Source organism: Rhizobium sp. BT03, from assembly GCF_030053155.1.
GTDB lineage: Bacteria > Pseudomonadota > Alphaproteobacteria > Rhizobiales > Rhizobiaceae > Rhizobium.
In genome coordinates, this window is record NZ_CP125642.1 from 58,290 (window position 1) to 74,880 (window position 16,591).

General features: G+C 63.1%; 13 protein-coding genes. 10 read left to right on the plus strand and 3 right to left on the minus strand.

All coding sequences use genetic code 11. From position 1 onward, the window contains the following. Positions 1 to 32 precede the first annotated feature (32 nt). Positions 33 to 671, plus strand: coding sequence for a GMC family oxidoreductase N-terminal domain-containing protein (locus tag QMO80_RS25075; RefSeq protein WP_283201044.1), 639 nt, complete (start codon positions 33 to 35; stop codon positions 669 to 671). A gap of 262 nt (positions 672 to 933) precedes the next feature. Here the strand turns inward: QMO80_RS25075 and QMO80_RS25080 are convergent, their stop codons facing one another. Beyond that, positions 934 to 2,307: an ISNCY family transposase gene (locus tag QMO80_RS25080; RefSeq protein WP_283200343.1), complete on the minus strand. Its 1,374-nt coding sequence runs from the start codon at positions 2,305 to 2,307 to the stop codon at positions 934 to 936. Positions 2,308 to 2,581: 274 nt separating this feature from the next. Between QMO80_RS25080 and QMO80_RS25085 the strand changes: the two genes are divergently transcribed. Then, on the plus strand, positions 2,582 to 3,403 hold the full coding sequence (locus QMO80_RS25085) for a DUF1206 domain-containing protein (RefSeq protein WP_283201045.1): 822 nt from the start codon (positions 2,582 to 2,584) through the stop codon (positions 3,401 to 3,403). A 199-nt stretch (positions 3,404 to 3,602) separates the two neighbouring features. Then, on the plus strand, positions 3,603 to 5,927 hold the full coding sequence (locus tag QMO80_RS25090) for a bifunctional diguanylate cyclase/phosphodiesterase (protein WP_283201046.1): 2,325 nt from the start codon (positions 3,603 to 3,605) through the stop codon (positions 5,925 to 5,927). Between the two features lie 39 nt (positions 5,928 to 5,966). Here QMO80_RS25090 and QMO80_RS25095 read toward each other — a convergent pair whose 3' ends face one another. Next, complete coding sequence (locus QMO80_RS25095; RefSeq protein WP_003594707.1) at positions 5,967 to 6,689, minus strand: response regulator transcription factor; 723 nt, start codon at positions 6,687 to 6,689, stop codon at positions 5,967 to 5,969. 13 nt (positions 6,690 to 6,702) lie between these two features. Next, positions 6,703 to 7,941, minus strand: coding sequence for a sensor histidine kinase (locus QMO80_RS25100; protein ID WP_283201047.1), 1,239 nt, complete (start codon positions 7,939 to 7,941; stop codon positions 6,703 to 6,705). A 295-nt stretch (positions 7,942 to 8,236) separates the two neighbouring features. On the opposite strand from QMO80_RS25100, the gene QMO80_RS25105 reads away from it, so the two are divergent. The 7 genes from QMO80_RS25105 to QMO80_RS25135 all read left to right on the plus strand — a co-directional run bounded on the left by QMO80_RS25105 (position 8,237) and on the right by QMO80_RS25135 (position 16,522). Next, positions 8,237 to 9,253 (plus strand): ABC transporter substrate-binding protein, encoded by a 1,017-nt coding sequence (locus tag QMO80_RS25105; RefSeq protein ID WP_283201048.1) that lies wholly within the window; start codon positions 8,237 to 8,239, stop codon positions 9,251 to 9,253. A 71-nt stretch (positions 9,254 to 9,324) separates the two neighbouring features. Continuing rightward, a complete protein-coding gene (locus QMO80_RS25110; protein WP_283201049.1) occupies positions 9,325 to 10,776 on the plus strand; it encodes a sugar ABC transporter ATP-binding protein in 1,452 nt (483 codons plus the stop codon). After that, positions 10,773 to 11,720 (plus strand): ABC transporter permease, encoded by a 948-nt coding sequence (locus tag QMO80_RS25115; protein ID WP_283201050.1) that lies wholly within the window; start codon positions 10,773 to 10,775, stop codon positions 11,718 to 11,720. Before QMO80_RS25110 ends, QMO80_RS25115 begins: the two co-directional genes overlap by 4 nt. Then, positions 11,717 to 12,667: an ABC transporter permease gene (locus QMO80_RS25120; protein WP_283201051.1), complete on the plus strand. Its 951-nt coding sequence runs from the start codon at positions 11,717 to 11,719 to the stop codon at positions 12,665 to 12,667. Before QMO80_RS25115 ends, QMO80_RS25120 begins: the two co-directional genes overlap by 4 nt. 14 nt (positions 12,668 to 12,681) lie before the next feature. Then, positions 12,682 to 13,596 (plus strand): SMP-30/gluconolactonase/LRE family protein, encoded by a 915-nt coding sequence (locus QMO80_RS25125; RefSeq protein ID WP_283201052.1) that lies wholly within the window; start codon positions 12,682 to 12,684, stop codon positions 13,594 to 13,596. Between the two features lie 332 nt (positions 13,597 to 13,928). Continuing rightward, positions 13,929 to 15,113, plus strand: a complete 1,185-nt coding sequence (locus QMO80_RS25130) for an MFS transporter (protein ID WP_283201053.1) — start codon at positions 13,929 to 13,931, stop codon at positions 15,111 to 15,113. 203 nt (positions 15,114 to 15,316) lie between these two features. After that, positions 15,317 to 16,522 carry an MFS transporter gene (locus tag QMO80_RS25135; RefSeq protein ID WP_283201054.1) on the plus strand — a complete coding sequence of 402 codons (1,206 nt, stop codon included), beginning with the start codon at positions 15,317 to 15,319 and terminating at the stop codon, positions 16,520 to 16,522. The last annotated feature ends 69 nt before the right edge of the window (positions 16,523 to 16,591 follow it).

A 16,591-nucleotide genomic window follows, 5' to 3' on the forward strand; every position in this document is an offset into this window, starting at 1 on the left:
CTGCGCGTCTCAGCGACCTGTCGGATGCGACTGTGGCGCTGATCGAAGCCGGCGGCGAAAACCCACTCGACATCGGCCGCAGCCAGGGCGCGTTCTTCGTGACCTGGAGCAGTGAGCGAAACTGGGGCTATGAGACCGTCCCGCAGGAACGTCTCGGAGGCCGGTCGATCACACATCCCCGGGGTCGTGCCGTGGGCGGATCGAACGTGCTCAATGTCGGCGCCTGGCTGCGCGGCCGGCCCGAGGATTACGACGCTTGGGAGGCCGCCGGCGCCATCGGCTGGAACGGCGATGTGGCGCTCGACGTCTTCCGGAAAGTGGAGCGGACCGATCGCGGACGCAACAGGCTGCGAGGCCATGATGGCCCAATCGTGATGCATGACGTCGCGACTCCTACCGACTTGTCGGAGCGGTTGCGCGATGCGTTCGTCGAGGCCGGCCTCGGGCAGCGCGGCGACTCGAATGGCGCGGACCCCTTCGTGACCGATCGCTACCAGACGATGTTCGAAAGCGGGGTCCGCCGCACGGTCGCCGACGATTTCCTCACCGAGGAGGTGCGATCGCGCGATAGTTTTACGATCATCACGAATGCATTGGTCAATCGCAGCGCCGGAGACGTCCTCGCTGTCGTGCCTCTCGATCGAGTGGCCCGATCCGTGAGTCATCTCTAGATCCGTGATTGAAGACCTCGATGCGCGGGCGTGCGGCGCGGGGCAGGTGCTGCAACCTTAAATAAGTCATACACAATTATAAAGTGCAATGTGGCGGTCAGGTTGAAATGTCCGCGGTTGCGCAAAGTAGAAATGTCACTGGCGGCAGCCGCACGGCAGGCCGACCAGCCCCGATCTGAGCGGCTGGTCCGGGTTGCAAGATCAGATCGGGGCGGGTTTGTGGCACCATCGGCTTTAGCTTTAAGACGATGCGATCGACGCCTCACTCGGCAGCATCGCGCTTTGCCAGCGCAGCTTTATGGCGTTCGATGACGGCCGGATCGTTCGTAAAATCCTTCCGTCGCCCCGGACCGTGAGCACGTCGCACATAGCCGTTCTTCTCGCTGTTGGTCATCACCACCGGCTTCGACGGCTGCTCCTGACGCTCCTTGATATAAGTCAGAACGTCGCCGAGCCGTTTGTTCTCGGTGATCGCCGCATGCGTCACCCGCTGGTCCTTGTCGAAGGTTTTGTAGGGCAGGGAATGTCCCTTCCATCGTACATCGAGGCGGCCATCGGCATAGGCATAGGTCTCGACATAGCGGCCGGCCAATCCGCGCGTCACGTCGCTCTCCTCCAGCATGATCCGCTTACGCTCGAACGAAAACGTCAGCTGCGACCCGACATAGCGCTGCTCGCGTTTGCACAGGATCTCCTTCAACCGATCCGGTGCAAGATTTACCGGCCGGTGCAGGTCATCGGATCGGGCAGGGACAATCGCAAACCGCCCATTGTAGTCCACCATGAAGCCCGGCAGAAACGCATTGCCTGCCTCCATGGTGTCGATGCCTGCCAGTCGCAATTCCTTGACCAGACGATCCTGCAGCGTCCGGTTCATCCGCTCGACACGGCCTTTGGCCTGGCTGGAGTTTGCACAGAGAATCTCGATATTTAGCTCCGAGAGTGCCCGTCCGAACTGGGTCATGCCCTGACCACCCTTGGCCTCCTTCTTCGTCACCCGGAAGACCGAGTGCTTGTCGGAATAAAAGGCGATCGGCGCCCCGTGCTGCTTCAGATAAAGCTCAAGTGCGTCGAAATAGCTGAAGGCGCTTTCCGAGCGCACGAACCGCAACTGCATCAACCGGCCCGTCGCATCGTCGACAAACACCAGGAGCGAGCACGGATCTCCACGATCCTCGAACCAGCGATGCTCGGACCCGTCGATCTGCACCAGCTCGCCATAGGCTTCGCGCCGCAAGCGCGGCTGATGAAACGTCCGCCGCTGCTTGCGTGACAGCCACAATCCGGCCTGCGTCATCCAGCCGCGCAACGTCTCGCGCGACACACGCAATCCATCGCGCTCGGCAAGCTTCTCGGCCGCCAGCGTCGGACCGAAATCCGCATAACGTTCACGAACCAGCGTCACCGCATAATCGCGAACACCATCGCTGATCCGGTTGTTCGACGGCCGGCCGATCGCCTTGTGGCGGATCGATGCCGCACCGGTCGTTCTGATGCGATCCAACAGCCGCCGCACCTGGCGCTCGCTGAGAGCAAGCACATGTGACGCCGACACCATCGTCATCCGCCCGTCGGCAACCTTCGACAAAACCTCGATCCGCTGCAGGTCACGCTCGCTCATCGCAATCAGTCCCATCCGCTTGTCTCCCGCGCCATCAAACGCGGGGAGAGTGACATTCCAACTTTGCAGAAACAGGACACTTCAACTTTGCGGCTACATGCAAATGTGGCGTAATCTGTCTTATGGAACTGCTGGCCGGCAGCAATTCCGGATCGCCAACGACCACGTTGCCGATCAAGAAGGAAGATCCATTTCTTCACGATCCCGAGGACCTTTGCGAACCCTTTCAGCAAACTTTCTGAAGGCTGGCGCGTTAATCCCGCGCACTGGCGACGGAGAGGAAATGCTGATGAGCAAAGGCTTTCGATTTGATGTGCTCGCCAAAGGCGGCTACACGGCGCGCGGTGTCGTTTTTCTCCTGATAGCGGGGCTGGCGCTCTTCTCCGGCGTCGCCGGCGGCCGGCCGGAAACGAAGTCGGCGCTCTCGGCGCTGCTTGCGCAGCCGTTCGGGCGTGTCTGGGTCGGAATGATCGGACTTGGTCTTCTGGGATTTGTCGCCTGGAGGCTGGCCCAGTCCCTGGCGGACAGTGACGGCCATGGGCGGGACGGAAAGGCGTGGGCGATCCGGGCGGCGCTCCTCGGCAGCGCCGTCACCTATCTCGGGCTTGCCGGATATGCACTCAGTCGTGCCATCTTTCTCGGCGGCGGGAGCGAAGGTTCGGGTGAGAAGGGACTGGCGGGATGGATCATGTCGCAGCCGTTCGGCTCCACCCTTGCGATCGCCGTTGGCGCCGGTTTTGTCATCGGCGGCATGGTGACCATCGTCAAGGGCATCACCCGGAAGTTCGAGCGCTACGTCAAAATACCGGACAGCAAGGGCATCGTGATCTTGATATGCGTTTACGGTCTCGTCGCCCGCGGCGTGGTGTTCGCAATCACCGGGATACTTTTCGCCTATGCCGGCTTCCGGGTGGATCCGCAACAGGCCGGCAGCATGGGCGACGCCCTGGAATGGGTCCGCCAGCTTCCGTTCGGATCCCTCCTCTACATCGCCGTTGCCGCCGGATTGGCAGCCTTCGGAATATACAACCTTGTCGAGGCACGGTACCGCGTCATCTCAGGCCTGTCATTGGCAGACGCCAGGCGTTCGATCCCGCTGTCAGGCGCCTGATACCTTTGCCGGAAGTCGAATTTCTCCAACCGAAGCCACGGAGCTGCGGCTGCGGCGACCTTCATCCGCGGTTTATCGAGCGGCACTTTCTTCTCGTCTTTTCGTTGTGGTTTTTGCATGGATGACTGGCATTTTAACGAAGCCCGTATGATTTCGTTAGGTCCGCTTTGGCACCCTCCCCGCACCTTCGGGAGATGCCATGTTCACTGTGCTTTCATGTATCGCCGACCAGCATGACTGGACGTTGCTTTTCGTCGCCCTGTCGATCTGCTGCTTCGGCAGCCTGACGGCCGTCTTCATGCTGACGCGTGCGCAGGAATGCGTGCGGCAGCATCACCACTACTGGCTTATCGCCGCCGCCGTCGTCCTTGGCGCCAGCACCTGGGCAACCCATTTTATCGCGATGCTGGCCTATGCCGGCCCGGTGCCGATCGGCTACGATGGCTTATTGATCATTCTGTCGATTATCGCCGCCATCGTCCTGTTTGCGGTCGCGGTTGAAATCGCTTTTATGAATGGCGGCCAGCTTGTCCAGGCGTCCGGCGGGGTCCTGTTCGGTATTGCCATTGCGGCAATGCATTTCGTGGGGTTGCTCGCCATCACGCCGTTCAGCATGGTTTCGCTCGCTCTCGACAAATCGATCGTCGCCTGCGCGTTGGCAATCGGCTTCGGCATCGTTGCGGTTGCGGCCCTGCGGCATAGCGCCAGCAGGCGTTTTCATATCTTCGCCGGCGCGGCGTGCATCGTCCTGGCGATCTGCAGCCTCCACACGGTGTCGATGAGCGGTGTCCAGATCACCCCTTCCGCCGAGCCCGTCCATGCCGATCTCTCCTCCGTCGATCGGATCGCCATCGCAATTGCCGTCTCGATCATCTCGACATTGATCCTGCTCGGAGCCGCCGCAGCGCTGTTCCTTGACCGTCATTTGACCGATCTGCGCGGGCTGGCGAATGCCTCGTTCGAGGGGCTGGTCATCGCTCAGGAGAATGTCGTCATCGATCTCAACGAGAAATTCGCTGCGATGGCCGGTAAGGCAGCCACATTTCTGAAAGGGCAACCGGTCGAGGCGGTGCTTGCAATCGACAGCCGCCTCGGCATGGACACCTGCCAGGGAGCGGTGTTGCGCGACGGCCAGGATATGATTCCGGTCGAGGTCCTGGCTCGGACGATCGAATATCGTGGGCGCGAGTGCCAGGTGATTGCCGTGCGCGATCTGACGGAGCGCCATGAGGCGAGCCGCAGGATCGAGCATATGGCGCGCCATGACCCGTTGACCGGCCTGGCGAACCGTCGCGAGTTCGACCGGCGTTTCGGGATGGCGATCGCCGGCGCGGCAGAAACCCCGAGCGGGCTGGCGCTGCTTGCCCTCGATCTCGACCGTTTCAAGCTCGTCAACGACACGTTCGGCCATGCCGAGGGCGACGCGGTGCTTCAGCGGGTCGCGCAGGTCCTGGTCCGCGCTTTGCCGACCGATGTGACGATCGCCCGCATGGGCGGAGACGAATTCTGCATCATCCTCGAAAACGCGTCCCGCCAGCAGACGGAAGCGTTGTCAACAGATCTGCTGACGGCTTTTGCCGAGGAGTTCGCAGATCTCGCGACGTCTTCGGGATTCGGCGCCAGCATCGGCATGGCCTTGTACCCGGAGCACGGCGTCACCGATCGGCGCCTCAGAAACAATGCCGACATGGCGCTTTACCGGGCCAAGAGCGGCGGCCGCGGCAGAGCCTGCACATTCGAGCCGGCGATGGACATTGAACTGCATGCCAAGCGGCAGCTCGAGCACGATCTGCGGCACGCAGTCGCCAAAGGAGAGCTGTTCCTCGTCTATCAGAGGATCGTCGACACATCCTCGCAACAGCCGTGCGGCTATGAGGCCTTGTTGCGCTGGCGCCATGCAAGCAGAGGCGTTCTTGCCCCGGCGGACTTCATCGCTGCCGCCGAAGAAACCGGCTGTATCATCCCCATCGGGATCTGGGTTCTGGAACAAGCCTGCAGCGAGGCAGCCTCGTGGAAAACCCCGCTGACGATCGCGGTCAATATCTCACCGGTTCAGTTCCTGATGCCGAACCTGGTGGAGCAGTTCTCGCAAATTCTTGCGAAAACCGGGCTGCGGCCAGACCGCCTGGAGCTTGAAGTCACCGAGTCGGCGCTGTTTCACGATCGGGCTGCGGTGCTTTCCACACTCGGTCAGCTGCGCGCGATGGGGATCCGGGTCGTGCTGGACGACTTCGGGACCGGTTATTCCTCGCTCGGCAACCTCCGGGATTTTCCGTTCGACAAGCTGAAGATCGACAGACGTTTCCTTGCCGGTATCGGCATCGATCCCACCATCAGGGCGCTGTTTGAGAATGTCATCGAGATGGCCTCGACGCTCAACCTGCCGGTGATTGCCGAAGGGGTCGAGACGCAGGAACAGCTTGCGATCCTTCATGCAAGCCATCCGGCGCAGATGCAGGGCTTCCTGTTCGGCAAGCCTGAGCCGGCGCCGAGCAGCCGGGCGCCGTTGAAAGCCATCGCCTGACCCGCATAGTCGGAATGATGGGCCTTCCAGCTGCTCCGACTACTTTCCGTCAAGCCACTCCTGCAGCTCCGCTTCGGCCCGCTCCAGAGCGCTGTAGTTCAGGAGCTTGCGCAGGAAAGCGACCGTGACGGCGCGGGCGCGGAGATTGAAACGGCCGTCCTCGTGGTCGTCGCCGGCGCTCTGGTAGACGTCGAGCTTGTCGTAGAGCTGCTGCAGGCGGTTCTGCACGCTGCGCAGCGACAGGCCGCGGCGTTTGGCGATCGCCCGGTCGGTCAGGCCGAGCGCGATATCGACGAGGATCTCGTATTCGGAATCGGTAAAGCCGTTGGTCTGGCCGAGGCTCTTCTGCTGCAGGCCGCGCACCTCGCGGTCGATGACGCATTGGCTCTCGATGAAGATCGAGCGCAGCGCCAGCTTCAGCCGCTCGTCGGAGGCGGATTTCAGCACATAGCCGTAGGCTGCGCCATCCGGCACGATGCGCGAGACGCCGCGCACATAGGCCTCGTCGGAATAGTTCGACCAGAACAGGATGCGGGTCTCCGGCCGCTCCTTCCAGATGGTGCGCGCCGCCTCGATGCCGTTGCGGCTCGCCATCTGCAGGTCCATGACGATATGTGCCGACTTGTGGTCGCGGGCGAGCTTCTCGCCGACCGTGCCGTTCTCGGCCTCGATCACCGTATCGCATTCCGGCAGGGCGGCGTTGACCGCCTCGTGCAGGTAGGAGCGGTGCAGCGGGTCGTCCTCGACGATCAGAACCTTCATTGCGCGTTTCTCCTCAGTCCGGCCCGCTTGCCGGGTCGTGCGGGGTCAGCGGCAGCACGACGCGCACCACGGTCCCGCGATTGTTGTGGCCGGGCCCGGTGGTGAAGCGCGCCGAGATCAGCCGCGCACGGGTCTTCATATTGTCGATGCCGCCGCCGATCCGTCCCCGCGCCTTGGCAAGCCCCGTTCCGTCGTCGAAAATTTCGATCGACAGCCGTTCCTCATCGGCCTCGAGCCGCACCGTCACGGCGAGGGGCGCGGCATGGCGCACCGCATTGTTGATCGCCTCCTGCGCGATCCGGAACAGCGCGACGCTGACGGTCGGTTCCAGCCGCTCCAATGCGCCGTGCGTTTCGTCGACCAGACCCCATTCGATGGCCGATCCCGTGTCGCGGGTCGAGCGGTCGAGATGATGCTCGATTGCCTGCGCGAGACCGAAGAGCTGGAGCACAGATGGTTTTGCCTGTTCGATGATTTGCCGCAGATCCTGCATGCAATGCTGCAGCGAACGCGAGACCGGCTCCAGCGCTTCCGGTGTCACCTCGCCGTTGCGCGACAGCCGGTCGATCCGGCGGGCGAGCCGCGTCAAGTCGGCGAGCGTCTGGTCGTGCAGGTCCATGCCGATCCGCTGGCGTTCCTGCTCCAGCGCCTCGGTCAGCTTCAGCGCGCCCTGCCGCAGCCCCTCCTCGCGGGCCCGGGCCTCCGCCTCGACGATGGCCGAGCGTTGCGCCTGCTCGGCCGCCTGCAGCGCGAAGAAATAGGGGGTCAGCAGGTCGGCGATGATGCGGGCGCGTTCGATATCCTCCATCGTATAGACGCCTGCCGTTCGCGACGAACAGGAGAGCGCCGCGATGATCGTGCCCTGCACCTTCATCGGCACATGCAGGCGGCTCCGCAGCGACTCTTCGACGATCGGCCGCTTGAACGCGCCCTCGAAATGGAAACGCTGGTCCGTCATGGCGTCGTCCGCCAGCAGAAAATCGACCTCGCCCCAGAGCAGCGAGCGGATCGGGCTGTTGACCACGGGCGCACCGGCAAGGTCGCCCCAGGCGGTCTCGATACCCGTCTCATAGGCAGTGTGGTAGTTGCCGCCCTCGAGCAGCACGCAGACATCGAGATGGTCGTGCGGGATGATATGGGCGACCTCGGCCGCGACCGAACGGATGGCCGAGCGGAAGTCGAGCTGGCCGGCGAGCAGCCGGGAAATACCGAGATAGTGGTCGAACATGGCTGCGGGTGCGCGATGCAGCATGGTGGTTCCTCCCAGAGACGGCAACAGGCCAGACGGCAGCAGGCTCCTCAATCCGCCGCGCGTCCTTCGCAGTAAGCGCCCGCGGAAGCGCCGCCGTCTTGCGTAAACCCGCAGCTAATTGCGCAAAACCCGCAAACGACTTGCTGCCTTGCCCCTGTACAGGCCGGTCGATCTCCCGCATCCTGCCCTTACTGAGAGGAGGAAGCTCAGTGCAAGAACAATTTTCACTCGGCCCCGATTGGGCAATCAGGAGTGAAGCGATCCGCCGACCAGCGCGATCATCAGGGAGGAAGACATGACAATCCGCAAGATGCTTCTGGCATCGGCCGCTATTGCTTGCGCCGCGATGCCCGTTTCCGCCTTTGCCGACACGTCGGCCAAGAAAATCGCCCTTTCCAACAATTATGCCGGCAACTCCTGGCGCCAGGCCATGCTGACCAGCTGGGGCAAGGTGACGGGCGAAGCCGTGAAATCAGGCGTCGTTGCCGCAGCCGACCCTTTCACCACCGCCGAGAACCAGGCGACGGAGCAGGCGGCGCAGATCCAGAACATGATCCTGCAGGGCTATGACGCCATCGTGCTGAACGCCGCCTCGCCGACGGCGTTGAACGGCGCGGTCAAGGAAGCCTGCGACGCCGGCATCACCGTCGTTTCCTTCGACGGCATCGTCACCGAACCCTGCGCCTGGCGCATCGCCGTCAATTTCAAGGAAATGGGGCGCAGCGAAGTCGAGTACTTGTCGAAGAAAATCCCGGAAGGTGGCAATCTTCTGGAGATCCGCGGGCTTGCGGGGGTCTTCGTCGACGATGAGATTTCGGCGGGCATCCACGACGGCGTCAAGCAGTTCCCGCAGTTCAAGGTTGTCGGCTCCGTTCATGGAGACTGGGCTCAGGACGTAGCGCAGAAGGCTGTTGCCGGTGTCCTGCCGAGCCTGCCCGACATAGTCGGCGTGGTGACGCAGGGCGGCGACGGTTATGGCGCTGCACAGGCGATTGCCGCCACCGACCGCAAGATGCCGATCATCATCATGGGTAACCGCGAAGACGAGTTGAAGTGGTGGAAGGAGCAGAAGGACGGCAAGGGCTACGAGACCATGTCCGTCTCCATCGCACCTGGAGTTTCGACGCTCGCCTTCTGGGTCGCCCAGCAGATCCTCGACGGCAAGCAAGTCAAGAAGGATCTCGTCGTGCCCTTCCTGCGCATCGACCAGGACAATCTCGAAACGAACCTCGCCAATACCCAGGCCGGCGGCGTTGCCAATGTGGAATACACGCAGGCTGACGCGATCAAGGTTATCGAGTCTGCAAAGTAATCTCCCGGTGACTGCCGCGCGGCCGCAAATGGCCGCGCGGCATTCCTTGTGAAGCAGATGTGGCGGGCAGGATGAATGAGGTTTTGAAGGCGGTGATCGCCGTCGATGGCGCCAGAGTGAGCTTCGGCGCGGTCAGGGCGCTCGACGGCGTCACGCTCCGCGTCATGCCGGGCGAATGCGTCGGGCTCGTCGGCCACAATGGTGCGGGCAAATCTACAATCGTCAGCGTCATCAACGGCGGCCTCACCCCGCATGAAGGAAGTGTGGCAAGCGACGGCGAGCGGCTGGAGCGCTATGGCATCAACGCGGCGCGCGCCCGCGGCGTGCGCTGCGTCTTCCAGGAGCTTTCGCTCTGCCCCAATCTTTCCATCGTCGAGAACACCCGCATCATGCATCGCCATCTCGGCGGCTTCGGCTGGCGCAGGCGCGCCGCTGGAATCATCGAAAAGAGCCTCGATGCCGTCTTTCCCGGCCATGGCATCGACAGCAGCCGGGCCGTGGGCGATCTGTCGATCGCCGAGCGGCAGATGGTCGAGATTGCAATGGCCTTTTCCGACGCCGGCGTTGCGCCGCGGCTGGTGATCCTCGACGAGCCGACCTCGTCGCTCGACGCAAGCCTTGCCCGCCAGATGCTCGATCATGTCCGCCGCTTCGTCGCCGCCGGCGGCTCCGTCATCTTCATCTCGCATATCCTGCACGAGATCCTCGAGACCTCCGACCGCATTATCGTCATGAAGGACGGCCGCGTCGTCGCCGAACGTCCGGCTGATGGATTCGACCATCACGGCCTGGTGGAATCGATGGGCACCGTCGCCAAGGAGGAGACCGGACAGCGCTCGACGCGCGAACAATCCACCGCGCCGCTCATTCTGTCCCATCCGACGAAGGGCCTTCCCTTCACCGCCCGCAAGGGTGAGATCATCGCACTGGCCGGACTGGCCGGCCACGGACAGACCGAATTGCTGCTCGCCCTGCATGCCGCCCAGTCCGGCAACTGGCTGCCTGAGCGCAATCCGCTCGTCACCTTCGTCGCCGGCGACCGCCGCCTCAACGGCGTCTTCGAACTGTGGAGCATCCTGCGCAACTTCTCGATCGCCTCGCTCAGTGACCTCACCCGGCACGGCCTGATCCTCGCCGATGAAGAGCAGACGAAGGGCGCCGACTGGAAGCGGCGGATCGAGATCCGCACGCCCGATATGGCCAACCGCATCCTGTCGCTTTCCGGCGGCAACCAGCAGAAGGTGCTGTTTGCCCGCGCGCTTGCGACGCGCGCGCCTGTCGTCCTGATGGACGATCCGATGCGCGGCGTCGACGTCGGCACCAAGCAGGAGGTCTACGCGATCATCCGCGAGGAAGCGGCGCGCGGCCGCACCTTCATCTGGTATTCCACCGAAATGGACGAGGTCCGCCTCTGCGACCGCGTCTACGTATTCCGCGAAGGCCGCATCACCGCCGAACTCGCCGGCGACGCCGTCAACGAGACGAATATCATCGCCGCCTCCTTCGAAGGGGTCGCCGCATGACGTTCCGGCTGTCGTCCGACGCCTTGCGTCTTGCCATTCCTGCCTTGTCGCTGACGCTGCTGCTTGCCGCCGTCTTCTGGCTGCAGCCGCGCGCCATGAGCTATGTCGGGCTTAACCTGCTGTTCAACCTGGCTGTGCCCATCGCGCTTGCGACGATCGCCCAGATGCTGGTGATGGCGGTCAACGATCTCGATCTGTCGATGGGCACCTTCGTCAGCTTCGTCGCCTGCGTCACCGCGACCTTTCTGCGCGATGCTCCCCTGATCGGCATCCTGATCCTTGCCGGTGCGATTGCTACCTATGCGGGCCTCGGCGTCGTCATCCATCTGCGCAACCTGCCGTCGATCGTCGTCACCCTCGGCATGAGCTTCGTCTGGGGCGGCCTCGCCGTGCTGCTGCTGCCGGCACCGGGCGGCCAGGCGCCCGATTGGGTGCGCTGGCTGATGACCGTCAAGCCGCCGCTGGCGCCGATGGCGATCGTCGCCAGCATCGCCATCGCCGCGATCGCCCATCTCCTCGTCATGCGCTCCTCGCTCGGGGTGCTGATCCGCGGCATCGGCGGCAACCAGCGCTCGGTCGAGCGCGCCGGCTGGTCGATCGTTGCGGCGCGCGCCGGCGCCTACGGTCTTGCCGGCCTGTTCGCGGTGCTTGCCGGCATCGCCCTCGTCGGCCTGACGACCTCGGCCGATGCCAATATCGCGTTGCGCTACACGCTGCTGTCGATCGCCGGCGTCATCCTCGGCGGCGGCGAGTTCATCGGCGGCCGCGTCTCCCCCGTCGGCGCCGTCATCGGCGCGCTGACGCTGACACTCGCCGGTTCGTTCCTGTCCTTCCTGCGCATCTCGCCGGACTGGCAGATCGGCGCGCAAGGCGCGATCCTGATCATCGTGCTCGCGCTCCGCCTGATGCTGAACCGCCTGGAGAAGCGGGAGAAACGCCGATGACCCCGCTCTTGAGCCTTTTCGGCAAACCCTGGATCTGGTCGTGGCTTGCCGCCTTCACCGTCTGGTTCCTGACGATCATGGTAACGCTCGGGGCGAGCACGCTCGGCCTGTCGCAGGCGGCCCTCACCTTCGCCGCCTTCTCGGTCATCGTCGGCATCGGCCAGATGTTCGTCATCACGCTGGGTCCGGGCAATATCGACCTCTCGGTTCCCGCCACCATGACGCTTGCCGGCACGGTGGCGTTGAAGCTGATGAATGTTGAAAACGGCATGATCCTGCCCGGCCTTCTCGTCGCCATCATCCTCGGCCTTGTGGTCGGCCTCGGCAATTATGCGCTGATCAAGGCGCTACGCATTCCGCCGATCATCGCGACGCTGTCCATGAGCTTCATCGTCCAGTCCGCAGCGATCTGGACGAACCGGGGATTGCGCATCAAGCCTCCGACCATGCTTGCGGAGTTCACCACCTCGAACACGCTCGGCGTGCCGAATGTGGCGATCGTCGCGCTCCTCATCTCGCTGCTTGCCTGGTTCCTGCTCGAAAAGACGATCTACGGTCGCTGGATCTCGGCGATCGGCCAGAGCATGCCGGCCGCGCGCATGGCCGGCATCCCGGTCGACGGCACACGCTTCGTCACCTATCTGTTCTGCGCCGTGCTCGCCTCGGTCGCAGGCTATCTGCTCGCCTGTTTCTCCGGCGGCGCGGCGCTCAACATGGGCTCGGAATATCTCCTGATGTCGATTGCCGTCGTCGTGATCGGCGGCACGGCGGTCGCCGGCGGCGATTCCAATGTGCCGGGCATCTGGGGCGCATCGCTCTTCATGTTTCTGGTCGTCTCCATGCTCAACACCTACGGGGTCGGCGCCGGCATCCGCCTGATCATGACCGGCCTCATCATCATCAGCGTCATCATGCTCGCCGGCGGCCGCCGGGCCGGCATGCGATAAACGGAAAGACCGCCATGGCCGAGGCCAGTATCTATGAAATCCACGACCCGCGCTTCCGGCAGATGATCGTCACGAGCGCCGCCCTCGACGAACTCTATGCCGGCTGCCGCTGGGCGGAGGGTCCCGTCTGGTTCAACGATGCGAACCAGCTGCTCTGGAGCGATATTCCCAATCAGCGCATGCTGCGATGGACGCCGGAGAGCGGCGTCTCCGTCTATCGGCAACCCTCCAATTTCGCCAACGGCCACACGCGCGACCGGCAGGGACGGCTGATTTCCTGCGAGCATGGCGGGCGCCGCGTCACCCGCACCGAGGTCGACGGCTCGATCACCGTGCTCGCCGATCGTTTCGAAGGCGCCAGGCTCAATTCGCCGAACGACGTGGTGGTGAAATCCGACGGCACGATTTGGTTCACCGACCCCACCTACGGCATCATGTCGGATTATGAAGGCTATCGCGCCGTGCCGGAGCAGCCGACCCGCAACGTCTACCGGCTCGATCCGGAGACCGGGGGGCTTGCGGCTGTCGTCACGGATTTCATCCAGCCGAACGGTCTGGCCTTCTCTCCCGACGAGACGATTCTTTACGTGGCGGATTCGGCGGCAAGCCATGATGAAAGCCTGCCACGCCATATAAGGGCTTTCGACGTGGCCGACGGCCTCAAGCTTGAAAACGGCCGCGTCTTCTGCCTCATCGACAACGGCATTCCGGACGGCATCCGCACCGACGTGAACGGAAACCTCTGGTCGAGTGCCGGTGATGGCGTGCATTGCTTCGATCCGGCCGGCAAACTGATCGGCAAGATCCGCGTGCCGCAAACCGTCGCCAACCTCACCTTCGGTGGTCCCAAGCGCAACCGGCTGTTCATTGCGGCGACGCGTTCGATCTATTCGGTCTATGTCGCCGTCGGCGGTGCTCAGATGCCGTGAGAGCGTGATTCTACTCGGCGTCTCGCTATCGTCGGTGGAACGGCGGGCCGCTAAAATGGAGCCGCAGTTGCGGTTGGCGCTTTAGACCGCCAGCATCGGCCAGGCAGAAGCGCCCGCATGGCGCTTGATCCGGAACGTCCCCGCCGGCAGCGGTCGAGAAAGCCAGCCGCCCTGCCTATGGTTTGGCAGCCCAGGCAAATCGCCGGTCCCCAAGATCGCTTGCTCCGTCGCATCTCCTCAGAAAAAAGTTTTGATCTCCGGCCCTGTGAGTTAGATATCACAAGTCCAAAAGCGCGCGTTCGGCTTCGAGCGTCAATTCCCGGAGTTGCATCATGAAAATCGCGCCGCAGCAGCGGATCTATGTCTGCTTCTTTCTCTTCGCCGTGTCGCTGGGGGCGCTGTTGTCGAGGATGCCGGATTTGCAGGTTGCACTTGACGTCGACAAGTCGGAGCTTGGGTTGACATTGATAGGGGCGGCGATCGGCGCCTTGATTTCGTTGACTTTGTCTTCGCCCGTGATCGCCCGGCTTGGCGCGCGGACAACGGCATTCATTACTGTTCTCGGCACGTCTGCGCTGCTGTCGCTGGTGCCGTGGATTGGTGCGGCGCCGGTCGTGTTCTGTGTGCTTTTCGTCGAGGGGATGCTCGCCGGGGCGCTGGAGATCAATCTCAATGTCGAGATTGATCGCATCGAAGCACAGTTGGGACGCGGCGTGATGAACAGGGCGCATGGTTTTTGGAGCCTCGGCTTCTTCGTCACGGCGCTTGTCTCCTCGGTCGTCCGCCAAGCCGGTATTTCGATGCAACTCCATCTCGCCGTGACCTTTGCAGCGGTACTTGTGCTCGGCGTCTGGGCGATTTCAGGTATGCGCAATGCGCCCGCGCGGACCCCGTTGAATGAAGGCAAGGCGCCACTGGTGGCGCTTCCCACCCGGAGCCTCATGCCGCTCTGCGTGATCGGCATCGCGGCCTTTCTCGTCGAAGGTGCCGGGATCGACTGGTCGGCGATCTATATGCGCGACGTGTTTTCAGTCGAGCCCTTCATTGGCGGACTAGGATTGACCCTCTTTACTTTCTGCATGGCACTGGCGCGCCTGTTCGTCGATCCGCTGGTCGATCGGTTTGGCCCGCGGGCCGTCGCCACGATGTTGCTTGTCCTTTCGGCTATCGGCGTTTGCGCTGTCTGGGGCGCTCCGCATGCCTATGTGGCACTGGCGGGCTTTGCCGCGATGGGCGCCGGCTGCAGCGCGGTCTATCCTCTCGCCGTCTCGGCGGCGGCCCAGCGCACAGATCGCGCGGCGCATCTCAACGTCGCCGCCCTTGGCCAGATGACCTTCGTGGTCTTCTTCCTGGCGCCGCCGCTGCTCGGTTTCATTGCCGAACATGCGGGCATCAGGACATCCTATCTCGTCTGCCTTCCGTTGATCGTCTACGCGTTCTTTTCGGTTAAGGTGCTTGCTCAGCGCCGCGCGGCCTGCGGCGGCAGCGTTGCGAGCGTTCGGAGCGTCAACGGGTGATCGATCGAGCTGGCTGTTTCGGCGGCTTGATTGGTTCGGCGAACAGCATAGGCGAGCACGCCGTAGCGCGTGCTCGGCGGTCCCATTTGTATGCGTTTTAGGCCGCCGGCGTCGCAGATCCGACAGTCCGCCGACTGCTCATGCTAGATGATCATCGCGTCGAGCCGGAGCGCGAACACGGTTGCCAACAGAGGTCGATCATCATGACTAGCGTGCGTATCCATGATAACGTCCTCCTAGCCGTCATGATCGCCTGCGTCGGCACGTGTTACGGATTCGGCCTCAGCCTTTTTCCTCAGATCATCCCCGACATGCGGAAAGATCTTGCCTTCGACTATGCCTTCGTCGGCACGGTCACCGGCCTGGTGCAGTTTTCCACAGTGGCATTCGCCGTGCTCGGTACCTGGCTCGTCCATCGCATCGGCGCCGCACGGACGGTGGTGGCGTCCGTGTCGCTCTGTGGGCTCTGCCTGTCGAGCATCCCCATCAACGACAATCTCTATGTGGTTGCCGGCCTGCTGATGATCGCCGGCGCGACTGGCGCATCGACTTTCGTGCCGATGATTAATCTTGCCTCGCGGGTGGTAAGAACAGAACAGCGCGGCTTTGCCATGAGCCTGATCTCCAGCGCCCCGGCCTTTGGCGTCCTCATCAACAGCGCACTCGTGGCGGCATACGCCGGAAGCGGTCACTGGCAGATGGTCTGGTTCCTCACAGGCGCGGCCACGATCGCGCTGGCCGTCGTCACCCACATTCTCTTCGGGCGGGCCGGCCTCTTCGACAGCGGGACAAGTGGCGAAACGCTGGCGCCAACGGCCGGCGGTTCGGCAAGCCTGCGCTCCATCATGCCATGGGTGACGCTGATCTTCGCGCTCGGCTTCATAAACGGCCTGATGCCATATCCCTATCTCACCTATCTCTCGCCGTTCCTGCGCGAGGAACTCGGCTACTCCGTCGGCTTTGCCTCATGGCTCTGGGCAACGATCGGGGCGGTGGGGATCGGCGCGGGCTTCGCCATTGGCACAATATCGTCGCGTCTCGGATCGCGCTATGCCATGCTTACCTGTTACTCAAGCTTCCTCGCCGCCGGCGCCCTCGTCGTCCTCGATCCCTCGATGGAACTCTCGATTCTGTCCGGCATCTTCTTTTCGCTGGGCTTTTATCCGATCTATGGCTTGCTGCCGGCCTACGTCTCACATCGCGCCACGCCCCGCGTCGCGGTGACTGTCTTAGGCATCTGCACCGTGCTCCAAGGCATCGGCGGCACTGCTGGGAACTTCTTTGGCGGCGTGATCCAGACCTCGACTGAGAGTTTCAGCGGCATCTATCTCGCCGTTGCATTTACGGCCGCCGTCGCCGCGGCGATGACGATCTCGCTGCCGAAGGACCGGAGTGTGCAGCCCGTGTAGCGTCTGCGGCGTCAGGCTACGGTTCTTGCCGAAATACTCGCCGGACCTAGATCCGATTGAGCAGAGTGG